Below are 22960 nucleotides of genomic sequence, written 5' to 3' on the forward strand. Positions count from 1 at the left end.
GCCTTTCCCGCGCTGCCTTGCTCTCCCCCGCTATTGATCTTTCATCGCAGCGAGACGGCGTTGACGTTCAGAGGCTGAAACGAAACCGGGCCGCAAACGCGGCCCGGTGATAGTCGATCGGCAGCATAGCCAACCGCAACGGATTACTGGTTCTGGCCAGGCACTTTGTGTTCGCCCATGGCTTTCAGCTTTTTCGACAGCTCGCGACGCTCTTTAGAGAGGTCGGCATTTTTGATGATATATTCATCCACACGGTCTTCATAGTCGCTGCGCATGCTGGCGATAATTTCCTGAATCGCTTCAACACTCATGCCCGGCTTAATGTACTCACTCAGGTTATCCAGCAGCAGCACACGTTTCTGGTTGTCACGAATTTTCTTCTCAACATCGTGAATTTCGCGCTGCAGCTTGTTTTTACGGCGATACATCCGCACGAACTCCAGCACGTCCTGAAATGATTGCTTTGCATTTTCCATGTTGACACCTTTCATTAGGCCTGCCTGAACAGGCGGTATTGTCGTAGCCTTCAGCTTAGCGTTTCGCCGCGGCCGATGGCAATTTTCACATTCAAATTCGGACTGTGACACATTTTAGCGCGAAATGAGGCGCAGCCACAGCAGGTTATTGCCGAACGGTTATTTGCGCATCGCCAGCCGAATCAGATCGGACAAACGCTCCAGCTGCTTCGCCAGCTCCAGGCTAAGCCAGACATAGCCGTGAATCGGCGTCTCCACCAGCCGATCGCTGTTATTTTCGGCCATCAGCTGACGCAGCTCGCGCGTGATTTCCGCCAGCTCATGATGATTGGCCGCCACGCGATCGGTGTTGCCATTGATCAACATTTCCGCGAGCGCCTTAAAGGTATTTTCCGTCATCTGCTGCGTGCGACGCAGGGCGGATGCGTTCAGCAGAATCAGATGGCTGGCGCGCGACGACCACCAGGCGTTGATTTGCAGCTCCAGCGTGCAGAGGATATTGCGATTGGTGGTCTGGATGCCCTCCAGCACCGATTTGGGAATGCGCGTCTCTTTGCTGGCAGGCTCCAGCAGCGCGCGCATGCGCACCACGTCGGTCAGCAGGCGGCGCAGCGGCTTATCGAGACGCGGCTTTTCCACCAGGTTCGGCGAAAAGCCGGCATGGTAAATCTTCGCCAGCGACGAGAGAGAGTCGGAGAGTTGGATGCGCCAGTGGATATAGGCTTTTTGCGGCCAGATGCTGGTAAACAACAATGCCAGCAGCGAACCGAGGATCACATCCCCGCCGCGCCATAGCGCGGTGTTCATATCCCCCGCCGGCGCGCCGCATACCACCGCCAGCGTAATACCGATTAGCAGCGCCATATAGGGGCGCTTGCCAAGCGTCAGATAGCCGCAGATAAACATCACCAGCGTACACCAGGCCAGCATGAGCGGCAGTGAAATCAGCTCCAGCTTCAGGGCGATCAGCCCGGAAATCGAGCCGAAAACGGTGCCGCCGATGCGTTGTAGCGCGCGCGGAAAAACGTTGCCCCAGGAGGAGATCGGCCCCATCACCACAACCAGGGTAATCAGCGGCCAGCTGCCTTCAGGAATATCGCACAGACGAACCAGCAGAAAGGTCAGCACAAAACCCAGCGCGATGCGCACGCCGTGGACAATGCGATAATGACGATAGATGCTGAACTCGATGGCTGAAAGCGGCTTATCAGGACGCAACGCTACTCTCCGGTTTCCCTGAATAACAAGGGCGCCATGATAACCTGAAGCGGCGTGCGAGATGAGGCTTTCGTCTCTATTTTATCGTTTTCCGGCTTTATTTAACTATTCTGAAAAAACAAATCAACACAATAAAAACATTAACTTTCAGCTGCGTTCGCCTGCCATGATGCAGGCCGCTATTGCCAGGGAGATGCGCAAGAATGCGTTGGAGGTTAACGCGCGCCCGCCGCGAAACAAACGGGCGCGCAATTCAGGTTAGCCTGCGGTCAAACTGGCGGTCACCGCCGCTTGCAGATAGCCTAACAGCGTCGGCGTCAGCCAGGTGCCCTCCATGAGCTGCGGCTCCTGCTGCATCGCCTGACGAATTTTTGCCTGCATCGCCGGATCGTCGCTGGCGTAAGAGCGAAACAGCGCCAGCCAGTGCGCGCCCAGCGCCCGCGCTTCCGCCGCATCCGGCGGTACGCCGCGCGTCATGGCGTCATTCAGCTGCGCCACCAGCGCAGGCCACTCCTGCATACGATCAAAATAGTGCGCCCGCACAAAGGCGTACTCGTGCGGCTCCAGATAGCGCTGGAAAATGCTCAGCTTGCTCTCCGCAAAAGCGCGCGTGATGTATTCCAGCATCGACGGCGTGATGCCCGTTTGTTGCTGCATCGCCGGTTCCGCCAGATGCATGGTGGTCAGCCGCTGTAAAAAGGCCGGGTTATGCGCCGTATCGCGCTCCAGCGTGCGCATCCAGCGCCGCGCCAACTGCTGCGCCTGCGCCGATTCCGGGGCAACGCCGTCATCCTGCAACGTCAGCAATGCCTGCACCATCTGTTGCCATTCCGCCTCGCGTTCGGGATCGGCCTGGTAAAACGGCAGCTGTTTCAGTTCTTCTGCGCTGAAGTAGTTATCGTACATCGTCATCATCTCTAATGTGGTTAGCCAGTCCGTCAGCTCCGGTTCGCCGCCCTGACTCAGCTGCTGATGCAGCTGACCGAGTCGCTGACGCAGCTGCTGCATTTGCGCCAGCTGACGATCGAGAGCCGTGATTTGCTGAGTCAGGATCTGTGGTAACGAGAGCGTGTTATCGTTCAGCAGCGCGCCAATTTCCGCCAGCGGGACGCCAAGACGCTTCAGCGCCAGGATCTGATGCAGGCGTCGGATATCATGGCGGTTATAAAGCCGGTAGCCCGCCTCGCTGCGGGTCGAAGGCACCAGCAGTCCAATGCTGTGGTAATAATGCAGCGCGCGTACCGTAACGCCGGTTCTGCGGGCCAGCTCGCCTGCTTTCAATAACATGACTCTCTCCTTGCTCAACGATGACTAAGGCTAAAGGCTAACGCGGCGTAAGGGTCAAGTCTCGTGCTAAAAAAACGGTTAGCGGAAAAGAGATGCTGGAAAAGAGATAGCGAGAGGTAGCGGAGGCGCAGGGCGCGCCTCCGGGGTGACGTTAAAACTTCTGCTTCAGATAGTCGCCGATTTTGGTGACGATGCCGCCCTCGTCCACCTTGTTTAGCGTCATCAGCGGGTAGCTGGCCAGCACCTTATCTTTATCGACCAGCTGTATGGAGCCCACTTTTTCGCCCTGCTTCAGCGGCGCCTCAAGATCTTTACGGTCGATCACATATTTCGCCTTGATGCTCTGCATTGCGCTGCGCGGCACCGACAGCCAGATGTCCTCGGTCGTGCCGACCTCTACCTGATGCGGGTTGCCGTACCAGACGCTCTCTTTGCCCAGCGGCTTGCCCGCATGGAACAGCTGCACGGTGTCGAAGTTGTTGTTGCCCCAGATCAGCAGTTTCCGCGCCTGTTCTTCACGTCCTTTCGGGCTTTTACCGCCCATAATCACCGCAATCAGGCGGTGACGGCCGTCGAGGCTGGAGGCGATCAGGTTAAAGCCGGCGCTTTCGGTATGGCCGGTTTTCAGACCGTCAACGTGCAGATTTTTGTCCCACAGCAGGCCGTTGCGGTTTTGCTGGGTAATGCCGTTCCAGGTAAGCGATTTTTCGCTGTACATCTGATAGAAGTCGGGCTCGCCGCTGATAATGGCGCGCGACAGCACCGCCAGATCGCGCGCGGTAGTGTGCTGGCCCGGCGCATCCAGACCGTGCACGGTTTCAAAATGAGTATGCGTCAGCCCCAGCTTCGCCGCGTACTCATTCATCATTTTAACGAAGGCGTCCTGACTGCCAGCCACATAGTCGGCCAGCGCCACGCAGGCGTCGTTACCGGAATCGATAATCACGCCGCGGCTGAGATCGCGCACCGACACTTTTTCGCCCGGTTTAAGGAACATGAGCGACGAACCTTTGAAGACCGGATTGCCTGCGCCCCAGGCATCCTGTCCGATGGTGACCATATCGTCGCGGCTGATGCGATGATGATCGATTGCGCGATCGACCACGTAGCCGGTCATCAGCTTGGTCAGGCTGGCGGGATTACGTTCTTCGTCCGCATTGCCTTCAGTCAGTACCTGGCCGGTGGTAGCGTCCATCAATACCCATGAAGCGGCGTCAACCTGCGGCGGCGTCAGCGGAAAAGAGATGGCTGCTTCATCAGCATGGGTCTGTAATGCTAAAAATAATAAACCAGTAAAACTTACAAGCTGACGCCTTTTCAACGGAACACCCTCAGTCATAAACGTGAAATTTGATAAGGGCGTTGTTTTACGGGATTAAGCGGCGTTTTTGCTGAATTAATTGCAAGAAATTATGAATTTACCGCCGGATTATCTGCTGCTTTTATCGCCATTTTGCCGCTATGCGGCAGGTCGGGCGGCAATAATGATTACCGACCTTCATGCGGCTCGCGCGGAATAAAGGCGCGCGGCAGGAAATGTGCCGCGCGCCGCCATAAAAAAAGCCACCCGGAGGTGGCTTTAGCAGATAAGGTGTCAGCAAAAATCAGTGCGGGATTTCCGTCATTGATTTCACGTCGGCACGGTTAATCTGCTGCTCGTTGCCGTTGGCATCTTTATACTTAATCAAACCGGTAGCATTGTCTTCTTTCGGTTTGCCATCGCTGACGATAGTGCGGCCATCGTTAGTATGGATGGTGTAGTTACTGCTGGAGCATCCCGCCAGTGGCAGGGCCGCGGCAAACATAAATGCTAATAACGCGCTCTTTTTCATCATAACCTCCTGTTCAGATAGACTCTTTAATGTTTAGCACAGTTTAATCATTACGCAATTTATCTTCCCGTCGCGCCGCCCGCCCTTTCTGTAATATTTCGAAAGCAATTAGATCCGTTTTTCCTCACGGCTCTAACATGAAGCTGTCTGCGTGTCCTACGCTTTAGTAACAGGACATCAACAGAATGCAGAGAGTTATGAAACATCAGAATCGTACAATTGGTATTGCCCCTTATGGCGGATCGGCTGGCGGCTGGGGCGCGCTGAAAGCCGTTGCCGATGCGTTGCGCGGTCAGATGTCGGTAAAGCAGGACGTTATTGCGCTGTTTAAAGTTAACCAGCCGCAGGGCTTTGACTGTCCCGGCTGCGCCTGGCCCGATCCGCGTCACGCCTCCTCTTTTGAATTTTGCGAAAACGGCGCCAAGGCGGTTTCCTGGGAAGCCACCAGTAAACGCACCACGCCGGAATTTTTCGCCGCGCATCCCGTCAGCGAGCTGTGGCACCGTAACGCCTTTGAGCTGGAAGGCGAAGGTCGCCTGACGCATCCGATGAAATATGATGCGGCCAGCGACACCTACCAACCGATCGACTGGGAGACCGCCTTCCGCGAGATTGGCGAGAGGCTGCAAAGCTACGACGATCCCAACAGCGTGGAGTTTTATACTTCCGGTCGCGCCTCTAACGAGGCGGCGTTTCTTTACCAGCTGTTCGCCCGCGAATATGGCACCAACAACTTTCCCGACTGCTCGAATATGTGTCATGAGCCGACCAGCGTCGGGTTGCCGCAGTCAATCGGCGTCGGCAAAGGCACCGTCGATCTCGAAGATTTCGACCATTGCGATCTGGTGCTGTGCATCGGCCATAACCCCGGTACGAACCACCCGCGTATGCTCGGCACGCTGCGCGAAGTTTCTAAGCGCGGCGCCACCATTGTGGCGATCAACCCGCTGCGCGAGCGCGGTCTGGAGCGATTTACGTCGCCGCAAAGCCCGATTGAGATGCTATCGCTCGGCTCTACCGCCCTCGCCTCCACCTATTACAAAGTGCGCGTCGGCGGCGACGCCGCCATGCTGAAAGGCGTAATGAAGGCGCTGCTGGCGATGCACGATCGCGCCCTGAAAGCCGGCGAGCCTGGCGTGATTGACGAAGCCTTTATCGCCGAACATACGGAAGGCTTTGAGGCGCTGAAACAGGATCTTGATGGCACCGACTGGCAGCATATTCTGAAGGTCTCCGGCATGGACTATGAGGAGATATTGAATATCGCCCGTCTCTATGCCAAATCGGAAAAAACCATTATCTGCTACGGCATGGGCATTACCCAGCATCAGTACGGCACCCAGAACGTGCAGCAGATCGCCAACCTGCTGCTGATGCGCGGCAATATCGGCAAGCAAGGCGCGGGCATCTGTCCGTTGCGCGGCCACTCTAACGTGCAGGGCGACCGTACCGTCGGCATTACTGAGATCCCGTCGCAGGAGCTGCTCGACAGCATCGAAAACGTTTTTGGTTTTAAGCCGCCGCAGGAGCATGGACATGGCGCGGTCGCTGCGATTCAGGCGATGCGCGACGGCAAGGCGAAGGCGCTGCTCTGTCTCGGCGGCAACCTGGCGGAAGCGATTTCCGATCCGCAGGTCACCTTTGAGGCGATGCGCAAGCTCGATCTGGTGGTGCATATGGCCACCAAGCTGAACCGCTCGCATCTGCTGCTTGGCAAGCATAACTATATTCTGCCGGTGCTGGGCCGTACCGAACAGGATGTGCAGGCCTCTGGCGAACAGAGCATTACGGTAGAGGATTCGATGTCGATGGTGCACGCCTCGCGCGGCATGTTGAAGCCCGCATCACCGCACCTGAAATCGGAACCGGCGATCGTGGCCGGGCTGGCGAAGGCGACGCTGCCCAACACAAAAGTGAACTGGGACAGAATGATCGGCGATTACAGCTTTATTCGCGCGGCAATAGAGGCCGTTTTCCCGGCGTTTAAAGATTTTAACCGCCGCATACAACAGCCGGGCGGCTTCAAACTACGTAATGCGGCGGCCCATCGCGAGTGGAATACCCCCTCCGGCCGCGCGCAGTTTATGGTGATGGAAGGGGTGAACGAAGATCCCCGTTCGCTGAAGTGTCACGATTTGGTGCTGACGACGCTGCGCAGCCACGATCAGTACAACACCACGCTTTACGGCCTGAACGACCGCTACCGCGGCGTGACCGGGCGACGCGACGTGTTATTTATCAACGCGGACGAGGCGGAAAAGCGTCAGTTGCGGGTCGGCGATAAGGTGAATATTATCGCTCTCGATCCCGAAGGCAAACGTACTTCGCGCCGTATGGATAACCTGACGATTGTGGTGCTGGATATGGCCCAGGGTTCGGTGGCGGCCTACTACCCGGAAGCGAACGTGATGGTGCCGCTGGACAGCCACGACACGCAGAGCGGTATTCCCGCTTACAAAAGCATTCCGATCGAGATGGAGCCGTGCCTGGAGCCGGCGGAAACCTCCGGCGCGCGCCGCTGATGGAAATAGAGTAAACCGGCGCTGTCGGGCCAGCTGAGGCCGTTTGACTGCCGGTTAAGATAGCGCAACGGCCATCGAAAGATGGCCGTTTTTATTGTCCGAAGGACGCGCCTGAAAGGTACAGATTCTCGCAGATAAGGGCGGTTTGAGAGGAAGCAGGATTCGCCATCAGCCCACGGCGGCCAGCACACACAGCAGGAAACTGCGCCACGTTTCACCCCACAGTTCGGGTTTAAACTCACCTTCCGTTATCAGTGACATGCGATAACCTAAATCTGCATCATCTACCGTTTCAAGCATTCCACTTATTTGCATTTTCAGGATTTGCTGCGCTTCTTTGTAATGGAAATAATACTGATAGCTCTGCATGATTTCTTCAATTGCTTCACCGAAAGCGTCACAATCCTGTGGTGAGAAAAAAACACGAATCATACTACCCAGAGATGAATACTTACGGCGTAGCCGCCATTTTTGTAATCTGTTCATAATAGTTCCGGGTATGCTGTAACAATGTAATATGGCAGGCCCCGGTATTCTTTGCAGACTAACACGACCCGAACATGTGTGGCAGGCCATTTAATTTTACTGCCCTGCCTGAATCCATAACCTGTTTTTGTTCCCGCATTCCAGATTATTACCATGCCAGGACCTCTCTACCGCGCTGAGTATTAGCTCAGTGAATAATTTTAAAGCGGTTAGCCCGCAGTGCGGCGGTGATAATCTTTTCAGCCTGCTGCAAACTTTCAAATGATCAGCTGCGCGGCGTCAGTCTGTATCGTGGGTTCTGGCGCGGGGGCTGTTGTGCGACGTCCACGGCGGCCGGCTGGCCGGGGATCTCAACTCGCTTCTTTGGTCGTGCCATTCTCGCATCTCCTGCTGTTGTGAGATTTTGAATCTGCAACAGATGCGCGGTCGGAATCCTGACCAATGTGCGGGGACAAAACGCGCGTGCGCGCGAGGACAACTGTAATGTTGTTATAAAAAAAGCCCGCATGTAACGGGCTTTTCTGTGGCTGCCTTTGTTATTTGAATAGAAATCGGTAAAAAATGGCGCTCATCAAAACTCCAGTCATTCCGATCTGGAATATATTTTTTAAACTAAAGAAATCCTCAGTTTTAAAATATTTAAAAATTGAGAACATAATTATAAAAAATAATGTGCCACATAACGACTTAATAAATCTCGTTCTCGTTCTCGTTGCTACCACCAGCATGACGCTCCGTAAGTAAGTGCGCCCATGCCCGCGCCAGATATAGCCTCAGATAACCAACCCGGAATTGAACCGACAACGGGAACCGCTACACTCCCCCCGAATGCGCCGACAGCCCCTCCCATTAACGCAGAGGCAATCATATCGTGTGTAAGATCCCGAATATTACAGTTATTTAATTTGGCTGCGACAACCTGGGCAATCTCAAGATTTACTGCCATCTGATAGTTACCACCTGCACCAGCAACTTGTTGGATTTCAGTTGTAGTTAACAGTTCCATGATTATCTCCGTTGTTAAACAGGGAATTCCATATTCCGAACGATATATAAGCAACACAAATCAATTACAGTAATTTGGATGTTTACCTCCGGTAAATTATTTCCGGGGGTATACAAACCGCCTGCCGGTTTTGAATCTGCAACAAATGCGCAGTCGGAAACTTGACCAATGCGCGGGGGCTTGATGCGCAGGGGCAAAACGCGCACGAGGATAAGCTGTATCGCGCATAAAAAAGCCCGCTTGCGCAGGCTTATAATCGTTTCGCCGATATTCTATTTCAGCGCCGCCAGTACACGCAGCAGGAAGCTGCGCCACGTTTCGCCCCACAGTTCGGGATCAAATTGATTTTCAGCCAGCAACTCCATGCGTGTTGTCAGTTGGCCGTCACCTTCGGTTTTTAGCATCTCCATGATTTCATTTTTTAACCACCGCGTTGCGTTCTCCCCGTTCTCACGATAACTCTTAACTACTTCTTCAATAGTTTCACCGAAAATATCGCGATCCTGGTAATGACTCCAACTTATTGATAGTGTTTTATGTTCAGATAATGCCCGATGACTTTGTCATGCAGCTCCACCGATTTTGAGAACGACAGCGACTTCCGTCCCAGCCGTGCCAGGTGCTGCCTCAGATTCAGGTTATGCCGCTCAATTCGCTGCGTATATCGCTTGCTGATTACGTGCAGCTTTCCCTTCAGGCGGGATTCATACAGCGGCCAGCCATCCGTCATCCATATCACCACGTCAAAGGGTGACAGCAGGCTCATAAGACGACCCAGCGTCGCCATAGTGCGTTCACCGAATACGTGCGCAACAACCGTCTTCCGGAGCCTGTCATACGCGTAAAACAGCCAGCGCTGGCGCGATTTAGCCCCGACATAGCCCCACTGTTCGTCCATTTCCGCGCAGACGATGACGTCACTGCCCGGCTGTATGCGCGAGGTTACCGACTGCGGCCTGAGTTTTTTAAGTGACGTAAAATCGTGTTGAGGCCAACGCCCATAATGCGGGCGGTTGCCCGGCATCCAACGCCATTCATGGCCATATCAATGATTTTCTGGTGCGTACCGGGTTGAGAAGCGGTGTAAGTGAACTGCAGTTGCCATGTTTTACGGCAGTGAGAGCAGAGATAGCGCTGATGTCCGGCAGTGCTTTTGCCGTTACGCACCACCCCGTCAGTAGCTGAACAGGAGGGACAGGTGATAGAAACAGAAGCCACTGGAGCACCTCAAAAACACCATCATACACTAAATCAGTAAGTTGGCAGCATCACCCGCGATCCTGACCGAAATATGTTTGCGTCAGGGTGATAAGAGAAGCATTTTTCCGTTTAAAAGCGTTTACTCTCAATTTATCAAGTAATCTCATAGCATTATTCCAGGAACGGGTATGACGTCAAAATAAAATAGGGTTTGCCAAGATACTCTTGTCCTTTTAAAACTACCCGGACGCGACTGACAGCCCACTTAACCTGGCTTCCTTTGCGGAATCTATAGCCGACTGTTGTACCAGCGTCCCACGTAATTTCTAACGGCTTTTCTATTCTTCCCGTATTTGCCCAACGAATAATTTTAATGCGGTTAGCCCGCAATGCGGCACTGACAAACTTTTCGGCCTGCTCCACGCTGTGAAAAGACGTGGCTGAGCGTGCATCACGGCTGTGTGCAAGGCGCGCCAGGAGTTCTTCGTCAGTTTTTGCAATGTGCTTCCTGATGGTATGCCCGCCGATTTTCTTGACGCCTTCATGCTCCGCCAGCTTCAGCGTTCCTGCACGAACATATTTAATCCGCGACACGCCCCAGGCCAGCCCCGCCGCTGCCGGGACGGCAGCATCAACGGTCAACCCGATATACATGGCCGTGCTGTCGCCGGCGCCGGCCTCTTTCGCCAGCTTTTCGGTGAGTCGAAGTGTTGCCGTGCGGGTATCATGTCCGGTCAGGATGCGGTTGGTGGCGGCGTTAATGTTGTCCAGGCTGTGTGCGCCGGTCACCACGCACACCGCTTTTGTCAGCATCGTCGGTTCAGGCACAACGCAAAGTGCGGCGGCGCCCATGAGTTCAACGGTTCCCAGCGCCAGTTCCAGTCCGCCCAGCAATCTGTTGCCGAACGCTTCCGCCTCCGACACCGTGTGGTAGTCCAGCACGCCCGCCAGCTGCACCGGCGAAATGGCGAATTGTAATTCCGCATCCATAAAACGTTCCTTGTTAATCGTCTCTAATTCTCCGGCGCTTCCGTTCCAGCCGCTGTTTTCTTTCCCGCTTCACCCAGCCCTGCGTATTCCGCGAAAACTATCGGCTCTCCTTCCAGCCATCTCAATGCGGTGTTTCGGCAGAGCCTGCATATGGTTTACCATAGAGACCGCGCTTTTTGCGTTACTGATAGCTATAGTCATTTTATCTGCGTCGCCAAAACGCAACGCAGGCCTAACGTCAGCGGACAGTAGAAAACGCAAGCAGGCGCAAACCATCAAAAGCACGCAAAGACACCATCTAAGCAACAGATAAGGGCATTTAAAACCAGTGAGCGATAACGCGAACCAGCCAACCTTCCTCTTCCACGATTACGAGACCTTCGGCAAAAGCCCGGCGCTGGATCGCCCGGCGCAGTTCGCCGGCATTCGCACCGATATGGATTTCAATATCATCGGCGAGCCGGAGGTTTTTTACTGCCAGCCAGCGGACGATTATCTGCCACAGCCGGAGGCGGTGATGATCACCGGCATTACGCCGCAGCTGGCGCAGGCGCGCGGAGTGACTGAAGCGGAATTCGCCCGACGCATTCATGCCCTGTTTACCGTCGAAAACACCTGCGTGGTCGGCTATAACAACGTGCGCTTCGACGATGAAGTGACGCGCAATATTTTTTATCGCAACTTTTACGATCCCTACGCCTGGAGCTGGCAGAACGGCAATTCGCGCTGGGATCTGCTGGATGTCATGCGCGCCTGCTACGCGCTGCGTCCCGACGGCATCAACTGGCCAGAAAATGATGAGGGGCTGCCAAGCTTTAAGCTGGAGCTCCTGACTCAGGCCAACGGCGTGGAACACAATAACGCGCACGACGCGATGTCGGACGTTTACGCCACTATCGCCATGGCGAAGCTGGTGAAAGAGAAACAGCCGAAGCTGTTCGAGTTTCTGTTCCGGCACCGCACGAAGCAGAAGATCAATACTTTGATCGATATTCCGCAGATGAAGCCGCTGGTGCATATCTCCGGCATGTTCGGCGCGCTGAGGGGCAACACCAGCTGGATCGCCCCGCTCGCCTGGCACCCGGAAAACCGCAACGCGCTGATCGTCTGCGATCTGGCGGGAGATATCACTCCGCTGCTGGAACTGGACGCCGACGCGCTACGCGAACGGCTCTATACGCCGCGTCAGGCGCTGGGCGACAACGCGGCGGTGCCGATTAAGTTGGTGCACAGCAATAAATGTCCGGTGTTGGCGCCTGCCAATACGCTGCGCCCGGAAGACGCTGAGCGTCTGGGCATCGACCGACAGCGCTGTCTCGATAACCTGGCGCTGCTGCGCCAGCACGCCGAGGTGCGCGAAAAGGTGGTGGCGATCTATGCCGAAGCGGAGCCGTTTACCCCTTCAGAAGATGTCGACGCCCAGATTTATAACGGCTTCTTCAGCGACGCCGATAAATCGGCGATGACCATTATCCAGAAAACCGCTCCCGCCAACCTGCCGGCGCTCGATCTCACCTTTAACGATGCGCGCATCGAGAAGCTGCTGTTCCGCTATCGCGCGCGCAACTATCCCGGCACGCTGGATGACAGCGAGCAGCAGCGCTGGCTGCAACATCGTCGCGAAGTGTTGAACGGCGAACGCATCGAAGCGTTTCTGTTGGAGCTGGAGTCGCTGGCCAACCTGCACGACGGCGACAAAGAGAAGATGGCGCAGCTGAAGGCGCTGTATGACTACGCGCGCGAACTGGTCTCGTAACGGTACGCCTGCCGCCCGTAAAAAAGCCGCCCACAAAGGCGGCTTTTTTATGCTGAACGAACCTGTCCGTCAGAAGCGCAGCGAAGCGCCAATATAGGGGCCGTCGGCCAGCACGTTGTCTTTACGATCGCCTTTATTGTTCAGCTCGGCATATTTATAGCCGACGCGCACGTTTAACAGGGAGATCGGCGTAAAGCTGATGCCGCCGGAGGCTTCCTGATAGCTGTCGAGGTGATCGGTAAAGGATTCCGGCGAGTAGTAATATTCGCCGTACAGGCCCAGCATTTTGGTGATCGGGAAGCTCACGCCCGCGCCAACTGCCGCCGCGAAGCCATCTTTGCCATCTTCAGGATCGATCCACATCGCTTTGATGCCCGGCGTCAGGAAAACGGAACCGACTTCGATGTTATAGCCCAGACGCAGGCCGGAGACGTCGCCGTCGTGATCGCTGCGCATCCAGTTGCCGGACAGGCTCAGGCCAGGGGAGGTAGTGCCCAGTCCAACGTTCAGGTTGGTGTAATGTTCACCCACATCAACGCTGCCCTCGATAGCCTGCGCCGAACCTGCAACCAACGCCAGCGCCAGACCGCTGCTTACCACTACTTTTTTAAACATTGCCAACTCCATTCATTCAGGCAGTAATTGCTGGCGCAGGGTAGCGGAGCTGACTCTGAGATACAAGGCCGATAAGCGCGAAACAGCAGGATGCCGCCGTGCGACTGTCGACCGGAGAGGGCCGCCCGCCTGCGCGCCAGGCAGAAAAAAGGCCAGACAGCTGTCTGGCCTTGATGGCGTTTAACGCGTCGAATCAGAGCGATTCTTCGCTGTACTGCGGCACCGGATTACGGAAGCTGCGGGTGACGAAGGCCAGGTAAATGATACCGACTGCCGCCCAGATCAGGCCCAGCACCATCGAACTCTCTTCGAGGTTAATCCACAGCGCGCCAACCGTCAGCGCACCGCAGAGCGGCAGCACCAGATAGTTGATGTTGTCCTTCAGCGTATGGCGACGCTTCTCGCGGATCCAGAACTGTGAAATCACCGACAGGTTAACGAAGGTAAAGGCCACCAGCGCGCCGAAGTTGATCAGCGCCGTCGCCGTCACCAGGTCAAAGCGGATCGCCAGCAGCGCGATAGCGCCTACCAGCAACACGTTCAGCGCTGGAGTACGCCATTTCGGATGCACGTAGCCGAAGAAACGCTCCGGGAAGACGCCGTCGCGGCCCATCACGTACATCAGACGACTCACGCCCGCGTGGGCGGCCATACCGGAAGCCAGCACCGTCACGCAGGAGAAAATCAGAATGCCGAACTGGAAGGTTTTACCCGCCACGTAGAGCATGATTTCCGGCTGCGACGCGTCCGGGTCCTTAAAGCGCGAAATATCCGGGAAATAGAGCTGCAGGAAGTAAGACACCACGATAAAGATGATGCCGCCGACCAGCGCCGTCAGGAAGATCGCTTTCGGGATCACGCGCTCCGCATCTTTCGTCTCTTCAGAGAGCGAGCTGATGCCGTCGAAGCCGAGGAACGAGAAGCAGAGAATAGTAGCGCCGGTGATCATCGGCACCACATGCGCATTCTCCGACCAGAACGGGCGGCTGCTGACCAGCGTGCCGGCGCCTTCGCCATGCGCTACGCCGTAAATCACCATGCCCATCAGCACGATCATCACCGCCACCTGCAACACCACAATCAGGCTGTTGAAGTTGGCGACGGTTTTGATGCCGCGCAGGTTGGACAGCGTCATAAAGCCGACCAGCAGCACGACGAAAATCCATGAAGGGAGATCGGGAACCAGCGCTTCAAAATAGATTTTCGCCAGCAGAATGTTGATCATCGGCATAAACAGATAATCAAGCAGCGACGACCAGCCAACCATAAAGCCGACGTGCGGGCTAATGGTTTTCTGCGCGTAGGTATAAGCGGAGCCCGCAGATGGGAAGCGGTGTACCAGCTTACCGTAGCTCAGCGCAGTAAACAGGATGGCGATCAGCGCGAAAGCATAGGCGGTGGCGACATGTCCGTCGGTCAGGCCGGAAACGATACCAAAGGTATCAAACAGCGTCATCGGCTGCATATAGGCGAGACCAATCATCACCACCGGCATTAAAGTCAGTGTTTTTTTCAGGTGGGTACGACGCGGCTGCGCGACGTTGTTGATATTATGCGACATGGTTCAGTCCCCCCATAGCGGCGGCCTGGTGCGGGCGGACCACAGGGAAACTTCGCGTTAAGCGAGAGAGGTTCTTCAGAGGCGTGACAGAGGATGCAGGGCCGAGGCCGATTGCGCCATAATCATCACGGAGTCGAACACCAGCGAACGCTGGTGAGAAATTAACGAGTTGCCCCATCTTTTTTTCCTCAAAACCACACGGTAAACGTGTTCAGTGTGTATCTATCCGGCACGCAGGCCGGCCTCTTTTTAAATTAGCCTGGTTAAATGCAAAAAAATAACCGACGCGTAAAGCGCCGGTTATTTCTCTATTTTGCAGGGCGCATATTTTGCACCACGTGGAGGGAGGATGACAAGATATTGAGACCTTCAGTAACAATTTCTTTTTCGGCGGTAAGCGGAATTAAAAAACGAATCACGTTGGCGCGCACGCCGCAGGCGAGCAATATCAGCCCCTGACGCCCCGCCTCCTGCACCAGTGCCTGAGTCAGCGCCTTCGCCGGGCGTTGCGCGTCGCCCTCTTCCACCAGCTCCATGGCGATCATCGCGCCGACGTGACGCACGTCGCCGATACAGTCGAACTGCTCCGCCAGCTGATGCAGAAACGCCACCACCTGCTCGCCCTGTTCCTGAGCGCGCTGGTTAAGCTGCTCGCGTTCGATAATCTCCAGCACCGCCAGCGCCGCGGCGATGCTGACCGGCGAACCGGCGTAGGTGCCGCCGAGTCCCCCCGCCTGCGCTTTCTGCATCAGCGCGGCGCGGCCGACCACCGCCGACAGTGGAAAGCCGCCGGCCAGGCTTTTCGCCATGGTAATGATATCGGGCTCGACGCCGCTATGCTCGATAGCGAAGGTTTTGCCGGTGCGACAGAAGCCGCTCTGGATCTCATCGGCGATCAGCACGATGCCGTGTTCGTCGCAGATCTGGCGTAGCTGACGCAGAAAGGTCGGCGGCGCGGCGTAAAAGCCGCCCTCTCCCTGCACCGGCTCGATAATGATCGCCGCCACGTCATCCGGCGAGACGTCCGCCGCGAAGATGCCCTGTAGGGCGCCTGACGCCTGGCTTTCGCTGATGCCGGGATAGCTGACCGGATAAGGGGCATGGAAGATACCGCCGGGAAATGGCCCGTACCCTTTTTTATAGGGCTGCACCTTGCCGGTCAGCGCCATCCCCAGCAGCGTGCGGCCGTGAAAGCCGCCACGGAAGGCAATGACGCCGGAGCGTCCGGTGGCGATGCGCGCCACCTTGATCGCGTTTTCCACCGCCTCGGCGCCGGTGGTCATCAGCAGGGTCTGCGCCGGACCGGCGATCGGCGCCAGCGCGTTCAGCTTTTCCGCCAGTTCGACGTAGCTGCCGTATGGCGTCACCTGAAAACAGGGATGAGTAAAGCACTCCAGCTGTCCCTGCACCGCACGCATGACGTCCGGGTGGTTATGGCCGGTATTCAGCACCGCGATGCCGGAGGCGAAATCGATATAGCGTCGCCCTTCCACATCCCAGATTTCCGCGTTGCGCGCTTTCGCAATGTAAACCGGCAGCGCGTTGCCCACGCCGGGCGTTACCGCCGCTTCGCGCCGCGCCTGCCACTGTTGATTCGTTTGCATGATGCTCACCTCAGGCGTTTTTCAACATCCAGTCAATCTCAGTGGCGGTAATCAGCCGTTCAAACTGCATCAGCTCATGGTGTTTGCAGCTGTGCCAGACAAAGCTGAAGCGTTCCCCCAGCAGCTCGCGCAGGGCGCGGCTTTGCGCGAACTCGCCCAGCGCCTCGCTCTGACGCACCGGCAGCGGCGTGCCGTCCGACGTGTGGCCGTTGCCGGTAACCGGCGCGGGCAGCGTCAGCGGAGTATCCAGCCCGTGCAGAATGCCGGCGAAAATCGCCGCCATCACCAGCCAGGGGTTAGCGTCCGCACCGGCGACGCGATACTCAATGCGGCGGTTATCGATATCGCCGCAGGGAATGCGCAACGCCACGGTGCGGTTGTTGTGGCCCCAGGAGGCTTGCAGCGGCACGTAGGATTCGGGAATAAAGCGGCGATAGGCGTTAACGTTCGGCGCCAGCAGGGCCATCGAGGCGGGCATCAGATCGATCATCCCCGCCAGCGCGCGCTTCAGCAGCGGCGAATCGCTGCCGTCGTCGCAGGCGAAGGCATTGTGATCGGCGGCGTCCAGCATGCTGACATGCACATGCATCCCGCTGCCGGCGTACTCCTCATAGGGTTTCGCCATAAAGGTGGCGGTCATGCCGTGGTTTTCCGCCACCTGACGCACCAGCCTTTTCAGCTGTAGCGCATGGTCGCAGGCGCTCAGGACGTTGCGCGTATGATGCAGGTTGATTTCAAACTGGCCGGGCGAGGCTTCCGCCAGCGCGCCGTCGGTAGGAATACCCTGCAGCTTCGCCAGCCGGTCGATATCGCCCAGCACCTCGGCGAAATGGTCCAGGTTGTCGACGGAGTAGACCTGACTCTGCATGCTGCGCTCGTCGCTGCCGGGCGTACAGGGCGGCTGAATATAGCCTTCGGGATCGCGTTGTTTATCGACCAGATAGAACTCCAGCTCTACCGCTACCACCGGAAACAGTCCCCGGTTGCGCAAGCGCTGCCAGAGATTGTTCAGTACATTTCGGGGTTCAACGTCAAAGGGAGTGCCATCTTGATTGCGCATGGTCAACAGCAGTTGCGCAATATGGTCGGGATCGGAAGCGGCGGGAACCAGCGTGCCCTCGACGGGCGTACAGATGTTGTCCGGCTCGCCCAGCGCCTGGCCTAAACCGGCCTGTTCGACGGTGTTGCCAAGAATATCCATTGCAAAGACCGATGCCGGGAAGTAACAACCTTTTTCCAGCCTTGCAAGGCTGCTTACCGGAATACGTTTACCGCGAAAAACACCGTTCAGATCGTTAAGAAGAATATCGACATACTGTGTTTCAGGATGGCGTTCCAGATAGGCTTTTACCTCATTCTGGAACGCGCTGGTTCGCATCTCTTCACTGTGTCGCGTGAAGTCTTCTACTTCCACCAGGTTTGTCATGATCCCACCCGCCATTTACCGTTTATAAAGGTTGTGCGTACTGCTCAAAATAACGGCCACATTTAGAACATAGTCATAAGACAAAAAGTGTGCAAATGTTACAAAGCGGTTTGAATATTGAACAAAGCCTGACTAGATTGAAAATATATTGTACAAATCAGCGTCTCCGCTGCGGTTTTGTCAGAAATATTTGCCAGTTAACGTGAGGGGCAGGATGGAAAGAATAATGGACAAGCCGTTGATCGGCGTCTTGACGTGCCGCACCGTGAAAGATGGCCATCCCGCTTTTGTACTGCACCAGAAATATCTCGACGCCATTATGGATGCGGGCGGCGTTCCCGTGGCGCTGCCGCACCGCCCCGATCTGAGCGAGACTATCGCCAGACGCACGCTGCCGCTGCTGGACGGGCTGTTGCTGCCCGGCAGTCCAAGCAATATTGAACCCTGGCGCTACGCCGAGACCGGCGAGGAGGAGCTCGCCGATCCGGGCCGTGACGCGCTGGCGCTGGCGCTGATCCAGCAGGCGCTGCCGCTCAGGATGCCGCTGCTGGCGATCTGTCGCGGCATGCAGGAGCTGGTGGTCGCCACCGGCGGCACGCTGCGCCGCGCGCTGCCCGCAGAGGCTATCCGTCACCACGCCGACGACGACCGGCCGCTGGCGGAGCAGTATGCGCCGACGCATGCGATAGCGCTGACTGCCGAAGGACGGCTGTCGCAGCTGCTGCGCGGCGCCACCTCCATTGAAGTAAATTCGCTGCATAAACAGGGGGTGCTGCATCCGGGCCCGCTGTTGCAAATCGAGGCGACCGCGCCGGACGGCGTAATCGAAGCGGTCGCCGTACCGAATCATCCGTTCGCCATCGGCGTGCAGTGGCATCCCGAATGGCGCTATCAACATACTGAAGCTTCGACGCAACTGTTCGGGGCTTTTATTCACGCCTGTCATCAATTCACCCGGGAAAAACGGCTATGAACGAAGCCACACTGGCCCCAGGACGTCGGCTGTCACAGATCCGTCAGGAATTAGGTTTATCACAACGGCGCGTCGCGGAGCTTGCCGGACTGACGCACAGCGCCATCAGCACCATTGAACAGGATAAAGTCAGCCCCGCCGTCAGCACGCTACAAAAGCTGCTGAAGGTCTATGGGCTGTCGCTGTCGGAGTTTTTTTCGGAGCCCCTGAAAAATACGCCGCCGAAAATTGTGATCGAGCCGCAGGAGCTGATCGACATCGGCAGTCAGGGCGTCTCGCTGAAGCTGATTCATAACGGCAACGCAAGTCATAATCTGGCGATGCTGCTGGAAACCTATGAGCCGGGCGCCACTACCGGCGAAAAAATTCGTCATCCCGGCGAAGAGACCGGCACGCTGCTGGAGGGAGAAATCACCCTGACCATCGGCGGCCAGAGCTATCAGTTACAGGCCGGGCAGAGCTACGTTATCGATACCGGTCTGCCGCACAGCTTCAGCAATACCTCAACGCGGCCCTGTCGCATCGTCAGCGCCCATACGCCCGCCAGCTTCTGAACCGCTAAGGAGACCCGCCGTGAATTATGTCGACAGCTATTACGCCGCAACGGTTAATCCGCATCAACCCTGGCCGCACCTGGATGGCTCGGTGCAGTGCGACGTTTGCATTATCGGCGCGGGATTCACCGGCCTCTCCTCCGCGCTGTTTCTGACCGAAGCGGGCTATGACGTGGTGGTGCTGGAGGCGGCGCGCGTCGGCTACGGCGCCAGCGGGCGCAACGGCGGCCAGGTGGTTAACTCCTACAGCCGCGACATTGACGTTATTGAACAGCGTTACGGCGTCGACGCAGCGCGTATGCTCGGCAGCATGATGTTTGAGGGCGCGGACATTATCCGCGACCGCATCGATCGTTATGCTATCGCCTGCGACTACCGTCCCGGCGGTATCTTCGCCGCGTTGAATGCACGCCAGATGCAGCATCTGCGCAATCAGCAGCGGCTGTGGGAACGCTACGGCAATCATGAGCTGGAATTGCTGGACGAACGCGGCATTCGCCGTGAAATTGCAACGGAACGCTACGTCGGCGGACTGCTGGATCGTCGCGGCGGCCATCTCCATCCGTTGAATCTGGCGCTGGGCGAGGCGGAGGCGATACGACGGCACGGCGGCCGCATCTATGAACAATCGGCGGTGGAACAGGTCATCTACGGCGCGCCGCATCTGATTAAAACCGCGCGCGGCGACGTCAGCGCCAAATTTGTGATTTTCGCCGGCAACGCCTATCTGGCGCCGGAGCTGGAGCCGCGCCTGAGTCGAAAAAGCATGCCCTGCGGATCGCAGATCGTTACCACCGAGCCGCTCAGCAACGATCAGGCGCTGGCGCTGCTGCCGGACAACTACTGCGTGGAGGATTGCAATTATCTGCTGGACTACTTCCGGCTGACCGCCGACAACCGGCTGCTCTATGGCGGCGGCGTGATTTACGGCGCGCGCGAGCCGCAGGACATTGAGGCGCTGATTCGGCCCAAGCTGTTAAAAACCTTCCCGCAGTTAAAGAACGTCAAGTTGAGTCACTGCTGGAGCGGCAACTTTTTGCTGACGCTGTCGCGCATGCCGCAACTGGGGCGGCTGGAGAAGCAGGCTTACTATATTCAGGGGGACAGCGGACACGGCGTCACCTTTACCCATCTGGCGGGCAAGCTGGTGGCGGAAGCGCTGCGCGGCGACGCCGAGCGTTTCGACGCCTTCGCCAAACTGCCGCATCTCCCCTTCCCCGGCGGCCGACGCTTTAAGGTGCCGCTGACCGCCGTCGGCGCCGCCTGGTACGCGCTGCGCGATCGGCTGGGCGTTTAGCGACGCCTTACGCTGCGACAAACCGCGCTTCGCAGAACAACAGGCGGCCCGCCAGCCGCGCTGTTCCGCTGGCTTTAGCCCAGCGGCATTTTAATCGGATCGGGATAGCGATACTCAAATCCCAGCTCATCGCAAATTTTACTGCCGTCCACCAGCTTGCCCTTCTCACGCGCGGCAGGCGCGAAAGTCGGCGGCGTCAGCCCCAGCTGGCGCGCCACCGATGGATAAAAGTCCTGACGGGAAGGATGCGCCGGCGCGCAGAGATTATAGGTGCGTCCGCCCTTCGGCGTTTGCAGCAACAGAATAATCGCCTCGACCACATCATCCAGATGGACCAGATTAACGCCATGTTCGCCGTCGCGCACCTCAGTCTTGCCCGCCAGAAAGCGGCCCGGATGACGCTTCGGTCCTACCAGTCCCGCCAGCCGCAGAATATCGACCGAAGTGCCGGGCAGATCGTGCAGCCAGTTTTCCAGCTCTACCAGCGTTTTACCGGCGACGGTGACCGGCTGTAACGGGCTATGCTCTTTCACCACGCCATTGCCGTCGCCATAAACCGATGTGGAGCTGGTGAAGATGATGCGCGGCACGCTGAACGCCAGCGCGCTGTCGACCAGGTTTTGCACCGCGCGCAGATAATGTTCGCCGCCCTCCACGGTGCGGCTGGCCGGCAGCGTCACCACCAGCGCGTCCACCGCCAGCAGCGCCTCCAGCTCATCCGCATCGCACTCCAGCTCCGGCGTTAAGGTCAACTGACAGCTTTCAATGCCGCACATGCGCGCCGCCTCGACGCCGTCCGGCGTCGTTTTGCTGCCGGTAACCTGCCAGCCGCGCGACGTCAGCGCCATCGCCAGCGGCATTCCCAGCCATCCAAGACCTACAATCGCGACTTTTTTCATCTCTGCTCCTGAGGCGTCAGCCTGTTTTCTTCTAAGGCTACGCCACGCTCCTGAGCATGACAATCTTCGTTGAAAAAGAGATTTGCGCCGCGCGCGAAAAAACGGTTGCCAATCGCCCTCTTCTCCGCTAGGTTAATTGACAGGCAAATGAATATACATGCAGAGAATTTTATGACACGCGTTCAGTTCAACCATCACCACCACCATCACCCTGACTAGTCTTTCAGGCGATGTGTGCTGGAAGACAATTGATCTTCCAGTGGTGCAGAGCGCGATAAGAGCCCCGGAAGATCTTCTTCCGGGGGCTTTTTTTTGGCTGACTGCGACCGACCGGATAAATGACAAGAGGACTGGAGAGATGTTAGATAACACCCGTTTACGCATAGCTATGCAAAAATCTGGCCGTTTAAGCGATGAATCGCGCGAGCTTCTGGCGCGCTGCGGCATCAAAATCAACCTGCAGCAGCAGCGCCTGATCGCCTTTGCTGAGAATATGCCGATCGATATTTTGCGCGTGCGTGACGACGATATTCCGGGCCTCGTGATGGACGGCGTGGTGGATCTCGGCATCGTCGGCGAAAACGTGCTGGAAGAAGAGCTGCTGACCCGCCGCGCGCAGGGCGAAGACCCGCGCTACTTTACCCTGCGCCGCCTCGATTTCGGCGGCTGTCGCCTGTCGCTGGCGATGCCGGTGGACGAGGAATATAACGGCGTCCAGTGTCTTCAGGGTTCGCGCATCGCCACCTCCTATCCTCACCTGCTGAAACAGTATCTTGATAAACAGGGCGTCGCTTTTAAATCCTGTCTGCTGAACGGCTCGGTGGAAGTCGCGCCGCGCGCTGGCCTGGCCGATGCCATCTGCGACCTGGTTTCAACCGGCGCGACGCTGGAAGCGAACGGCCTGCGCGAAGTGGAAGTGATTTACCGTTCCAAAGCGGTGCTGATCCAGCGCGACGGCGAACTGTCGGCGGCGAAACAGGAGCTGGTAGATAAATTGATGACGCGCATTCAGGGCGTGATCAAAGCGCGCGAATCGAAATATATCATGCTGCACGCGCCGAGCGAGCGGCTGGAAGAAGTGATCGCGCTGCTGCCGGGCGCCGAGCGTCCGACGGTGCTGCCGCTGGCGGGCGACCAGAGCCGCCTGGCGATGCACATGGTCAGCAGCGAAACCCTGTTCTGGGAAACGATGGAAAAACTGAAGGCGCTGGGCGCCAGTTCGATCCTGGTACTGCCGATTGAGAAGATGATGGAGTAA

23 protein-coding genes and 1 other annotated feature are annotated in these 22960 nt (G+C 57.0%); of the genes, 7 read left to right on the forward strand and 16 right to left on the reverse strand.

Annotation, left to right across the window (positions count from 1 at the left end; all coding sequences use genetic code 11):
- Nucleotides 1–143: 143 nt before the first annotated feature.
- The 5 genes from C2E16_RS13465 to C2E16_RS13490 form a co-directional block, all read right to left on the reverse strand.
- A complete protein-coding gene (locus tag C2E16_RS13465) occupies nucleotides 144–476 on the reverse strand; it encodes a DUF496 family protein (protein WP_038629950.1) in 333 nt (110 codons plus the stop codon).
- A 159-nt stretch (nucleotides 477–635) separates the two neighbouring features.
- Nucleotides 636–1694: an FUSC family protein gene (locus C2E16_RS13470; protein WP_038625321.1), complete on the reverse strand. Its 1059-nt coding sequence runs from the start codon at nucleotides 1692–1694 to the stop codon at nucleotides 636–638.
- A 258-nt stretch (nucleotides 1695–1952) separates the two neighbouring features.
- Nucleotides 1953–2981, reverse strand: a complete 1029-nt coding sequence (locus tag C2E16_RS13480; protein ID WP_038625319.1) for a MerR family transcriptional regulator — start codon at nucleotides 2979–2981, stop codon at nucleotides 1953–1955.
- A gap of 151 nt (nucleotides 2982–3132) precedes the next feature.
- Nucleotides 3133–4320: a serine-type D-Ala-D-Ala carboxypeptidase DacD gene (gene dacD, locus C2E16_RS13485; RefSeq protein ID WP_038625318.1), complete on the reverse strand. Its 1188-nt coding sequence runs from the start codon at nucleotides 4318–4320 to the stop codon at nucleotides 3133–3135.
- A 265-nt stretch (nucleotides 4321–4585) separates the two neighbouring features.
- Nucleotides 4586–4813: a YgdI/YgdR family lipoprotein gene (locus C2E16_RS13490; RefSeq protein ID WP_038625317.1), complete on the reverse strand. Its 228-nt coding sequence runs from the start codon at nucleotides 4811–4813 to the stop codon at nucleotides 4586–4588.
- Nucleotides 4814–5010: 197 nt separating this feature from the next.
- On the opposite strand from C2E16_RS13490, the gene C2E16_RS13495 reads away from it, so the two are divergent.
- Entirely contained in the window at nucleotides 5011–7335 is a 2325-nt protein-coding gene (locus tag C2E16_RS13495; protein WP_038625316.1) for an FdhF/YdeP family oxidoreductase, read from the forward strand.
- A 168-nt stretch (nucleotides 7336–7503) separates the two neighbouring features.
- Here the strand turns inward: C2E16_RS13495 and C2E16_RS13500 are convergent, their stop codons facing one another.
- The 6 genes from C2E16_RS13500 to C2E16_RS13525 form a co-directional block, all read right to left on the reverse strand.
- Nucleotides 7504–7821: a contact-dependent growth inhibition system immunity protein gene (locus C2E16_RS13500; RefSeq protein WP_038625315.1), complete on the reverse strand. Its 318-nt coding sequence runs from the start codon at nucleotides 7819–7821 to the stop codon at nucleotides 7504–7506.
- Entirely contained in the window at nucleotides 7818–7976 is a 159-nt protein-coding gene (locus tag C2E16_RS21435; protein ID WP_162287239.1) for an RNase A-like domain-containing protein, read from the reverse strand. Before C2E16_RS21435 ends, C2E16_RS13500 begins: the two co-directional genes overlap by 4 nt.
- A 560-nt stretch (nucleotides 7977–8536) precedes the next feature.
- Complete coding sequence (locus C2E16_RS13510; protein WP_084971393.1) at nucleotides 8537–8827, reverse strand: hypothetical protein; 291 nt, start codon at nucleotides 8825–8827, stop codon at nucleotides 8537–8539.
- A 272-nt stretch (nucleotides 8828–9099) separates the two neighbouring features.
- Nucleotides 9100–9351: a contact-dependent growth inhibition system immunity protein gene (locus C2E16_RS20885; protein WP_167401691.1), complete on the reverse strand. Its 252-nt coding sequence runs from the start codon at nucleotides 9349–9351 to the stop codon at nucleotides 9100–9102.
- Nucleotides 9348–10045, reverse strand: a protein-coding gene (locus C2E16_RS13515; protein WP_233987823.1) for an IS1-like element IS1A family transposase whose coding sequence is annotated in 2 segments (ribosomal slippage) — nucleotides 9348–9796 and nucleotides 9796–10045 — 699 coding nt in all. Because the reading frame shifts where the segments join, the coding sequence is not laid out codon by codon here. Before C2E16_RS13515 ends, C2E16_RS20885 begins: the two co-directional genes overlap by 4 nt.
- 153 nt (nucleotides 10046–10198) lie before the next feature.
- Complete coding sequence (locus C2E16_RS13525) at nucleotides 10199–11017, reverse strand: RNase A-like domain-containing protein (protein ID WP_038625312.1); 819 nt, start codon at nucleotides 11015–11017, stop codon at nucleotides 10199–10201.
- Between the two features lie 328 nt (nucleotides 11018–11345).
- On the opposite strand from C2E16_RS13525, the gene sbcB reads away from it, so the two are divergent.
- On the forward strand, nucleotides 11346–12773 hold the full coding sequence (gene sbcB, locus C2E16_RS13530) for an exodeoxyribonuclease I (RefSeq protein WP_084971496.1): 1428 nt from the start codon (nucleotides 11346–11348) through the stop codon (nucleotides 12771–12773).
- Nucleotides 12774–12842: 69 nt separating this feature from the next.
- Here sbcB and C2E16_RS13535 read toward each other — a convergent pair whose 3' ends face one another.
- The 4 genes from C2E16_RS13535 to C2E16_RS13555 all read right to left on the reverse strand — a co-directional run bounded on the left by C2E16_RS13535 (nucleotide 12843) and on the right by C2E16_RS13555 (nucleotide 17979).
- Nucleotides 12843–13388, reverse strand: coding sequence for a YfaZ family outer membrane protein (locus C2E16_RS13535; protein WP_038625310.1), 546 nt, complete (start codon nucleotides 13386–13388; stop codon nucleotides 12843–12845).
- Between the two features lie 193 nt (nucleotides 13389–13581).
- Nucleotides 13582–14949, reverse strand: a complete 1368-nt coding sequence (locus C2E16_RS13540) for an APC family permease (protein ID WP_084971498.1) — start codon at nucleotides 14947–14949, stop codon at nucleotides 13582–13584.
- A gap of 308 nt (nucleotides 14950–15257) precedes the next feature.
- The gene (gene gabT / locus C2E16_RS13550; protein ID WP_038625308.1) at nucleotides 15258–16553 is read right to left on the reverse strand and encodes a 4-aminobutyrate--2-oxoglutarate transaminase; all 1296 of its coding nucleotides are present in this window, start codon (nucleotides 16551–16553) and stop codon (nucleotides 15258–15260) included.
- Between the two features lie 10 nt (nucleotides 16554–16563).
- Nucleotides 16564–17979 (reverse strand): glutamine synthetase family protein, encoded by a 1416-nt coding sequence (locus C2E16_RS13555; RefSeq protein WP_084971502.1) that lies wholly within the window; start codon nucleotides 17977–17979, stop codon nucleotides 16564–16566.
- A 214-nt stretch (nucleotides 17980–18193) separates the two neighbouring features.
- On the opposite strand from C2E16_RS13555, the gene puuD reads away from it, so the two are divergent.
- The 3 genes from puuD to C2E16_RS13570 are packed head-to-tail and all read left to right on the forward strand — an operon-like array spanning nucleotide 18194 to nucleotide 20803.
- Nucleotides 18194–18952, forward strand: a complete 759-nt coding sequence (puuD, locus tag C2E16_RS13560) for a gamma-glutamyl-gamma-aminobutyrate hydrolase (protein WP_104951528.1) — start codon at nucleotides 18194–18196, stop codon at nucleotides 18950–18952.
- A complete protein-coding gene (puuR, locus tag C2E16_RS13565) occupies nucleotides 18949–19506 on the forward strand; it encodes an HTH-type transcriptional regulator PuuR (RefSeq protein ID WP_038625305.1) in 558 nt (185 codons plus the stop codon). The genes puuD and puuR overlap by 4 nt, the downstream gene beginning before the upstream one ends.
- 19 nt (nucleotides 19507–19525) lie before the next feature.
- The gene (locus tag C2E16_RS13570) at nucleotides 19526–20803 is read left to right on the forward strand and encodes an NAD(P)/FAD-dependent oxidoreductase (protein ID WP_084971646.1); all 1278 of its coding nucleotides are present in this window, start codon (nucleotides 19526–19528) and stop codon (nucleotides 20801–20803) included.
- A gap of 74 nt (nucleotides 20804–20877) precedes the next feature.
- Here C2E16_RS13570 and C2E16_RS13575 read toward each other — a convergent pair whose 3' ends face one another.
- Nucleotides 20878–21702: an SDR family oxidoreductase gene (locus C2E16_RS13575; protein ID WP_084971648.1), complete on the reverse strand. Its 825-nt coding sequence runs from the start codon at nucleotides 21700–21702 to the stop codon at nucleotides 20878–20880.
- A 171-nt stretch (nucleotides 21703–21873) separates the two neighbouring features.
- On the opposite strand from C2E16_RS13575, the gene hisL reads away from it, so the two are divergent.
- On the forward strand, nucleotides 21874–21921 hold the full coding sequence (hisL, locus tag C2E16_RS13580; RefSeq protein WP_100396937.1) for a his operon leader peptide: 48 nt from the start codon (nucleotides 21874–21876) through the stop codon (nucleotides 21919–21921).
- Nucleotides 21897–22016 (forward strand) — a sequence feature (His leader region). It overlaps the preceding gene by 25 nt.
- 44 nt (nucleotides 22017–22060) lie before the next feature.
- On the forward strand, nucleotides 22061–22960 hold the full coding sequence (gene hisG, locus C2E16_RS13585; protein WP_084971650.1) for an ATP phosphoribosyltransferase: 900 nt from the start codon (nucleotides 22061–22063) through the stop codon (nucleotides 22958–22960).

Source organism: Mixta calida (genome assembly GCF_002953215.1).
Lineage (GTDB): Bacteria > Pseudomonadota > Gammaproteobacteria > Enterobacterales > Enterobacteriaceae > Mixta > Mixta calida.

What these genes read in the sequence shown, in the direction of transcription:
- C2E16_RS13465 (WP_038629950.1), bottom strand. Translation starts at nt 476, where the DNA reads ATGGAAAATGCAAAGCAATCATTTCAGGACGTGCTGGAGTTCGTGCGG.
- C2E16_RS13480 (WP_038625319.1), bottom strand. Translation starts at nt 2,981, where the DNA reads ATGTTATTGAAAGCAGGCGAGCTGGCCCGCAGAACCGGCGTTACGGTA.
- dacD (WP_038625318.1), bottom strand. Translation starts at nt 4,320, where the DNA reads ATGACTGAGGGTGTTCCGTTGAAAAGGCGTCAGCTTGTAAGTTTTACT.
- C2E16_RS13490 (WP_038625317.1), bottom strand. Translation starts at nt 4,813, where the DNA reads ATGAAAAAGAGCGCGTTATTAGCATTTATGTTTGCCGCGGCCCTGCCA.
- C2E16_RS13495 (WP_038625316.1), top strand. Translation starts at nt 5,011, where the DNA reads ATGAAACATCAGAATCGTACAATTGGTATTGCCCCTTATGGCGGATCG.
- C2E16_RS13500 (WP_038625315.1), bottom strand. Translation starts at nt 7,821, where the DNA reads ATGAACAGATTACAAAAATGGCGGCTACGCCGTAAGTATTCATCTCTG.
- C2E16_RS21435 (WP_162287239.1), bottom strand. Translation starts at nt 7,976, where the DNA reads ATGGTAATAATCTGGAATGCGGGAACAAAAACAGGTTATGGATTCAGG.
- C2E16_RS13510 (WP_084971393.1), bottom strand. Translation starts at nt 8,827, where the DNA reads ATGGAACTGTTAACTACAACTGAAATCCAACAAGTTGCTGGTGCAGGT.
- C2E16_RS13525 (WP_038625312.1), bottom strand. Translation starts at nt 11,017, where the DNA reads ATGGATGCGGAATTACAATTCGCCATTTCGCCGGTGCAGCTGGCGGGC.
- C2E16_RS13535 (WP_038625310.1), bottom strand. Translation starts at nt 13,388, where the DNA reads ATGTTTAAAAAAGTAGTGGTAAGCAGCGGTCTGGCGCTGGCGTTGGTT.
- C2E16_RS13540 (WP_084971498.1), bottom strand. Translation starts at nt 14,949, where the DNA reads ATGTCGCATAATATCAACAACGTCGCGCAGCCGCGTCGTACCCACCTG.
- gabT (WP_038625308.1), bottom strand. Translation starts at nt 16,553, where the DNA reads ATGCAAACGAATCAACAGTGGCAGGCGCGGCGCGAAGCGGCGGTAACG.
- C2E16_RS13555 (WP_084971502.1), bottom strand. Translation starts at nt 17,979, where the DNA reads ATGACAAACCTGGTGGAAGTAGAAGACTTCACGCGACACAGTGAAGAG.
- puuD (WP_104951528.1), top strand. Translation starts at nt 18,194, where the DNA reads ATGGAAAGAATAATGGACAAGCCGTTGATCGGCGTCTTGACGTGCCGC.
- puuR (WP_038625305.1), top strand. Translation starts at nt 18,949, where the DNA reads ATGAACGAAGCCACACTGGCCCCAGGACGTCGGCTGTCACAGATCCGT.
- C2E16_RS13575 (WP_084971648.1), bottom strand. Translation starts at nt 21,702, where the DNA reads ATGAAAAAAGTCGCGATTGTAGGTCTTGGATGGCTGGGAATGCCGCTG.
- hisG (WP_084971650.1), top strand. Translation starts at nt 22,061, where the DNA reads ATGTTAGATAACACCCGTTTACGCATAGCTATGCAAAAATCTGGCCGT.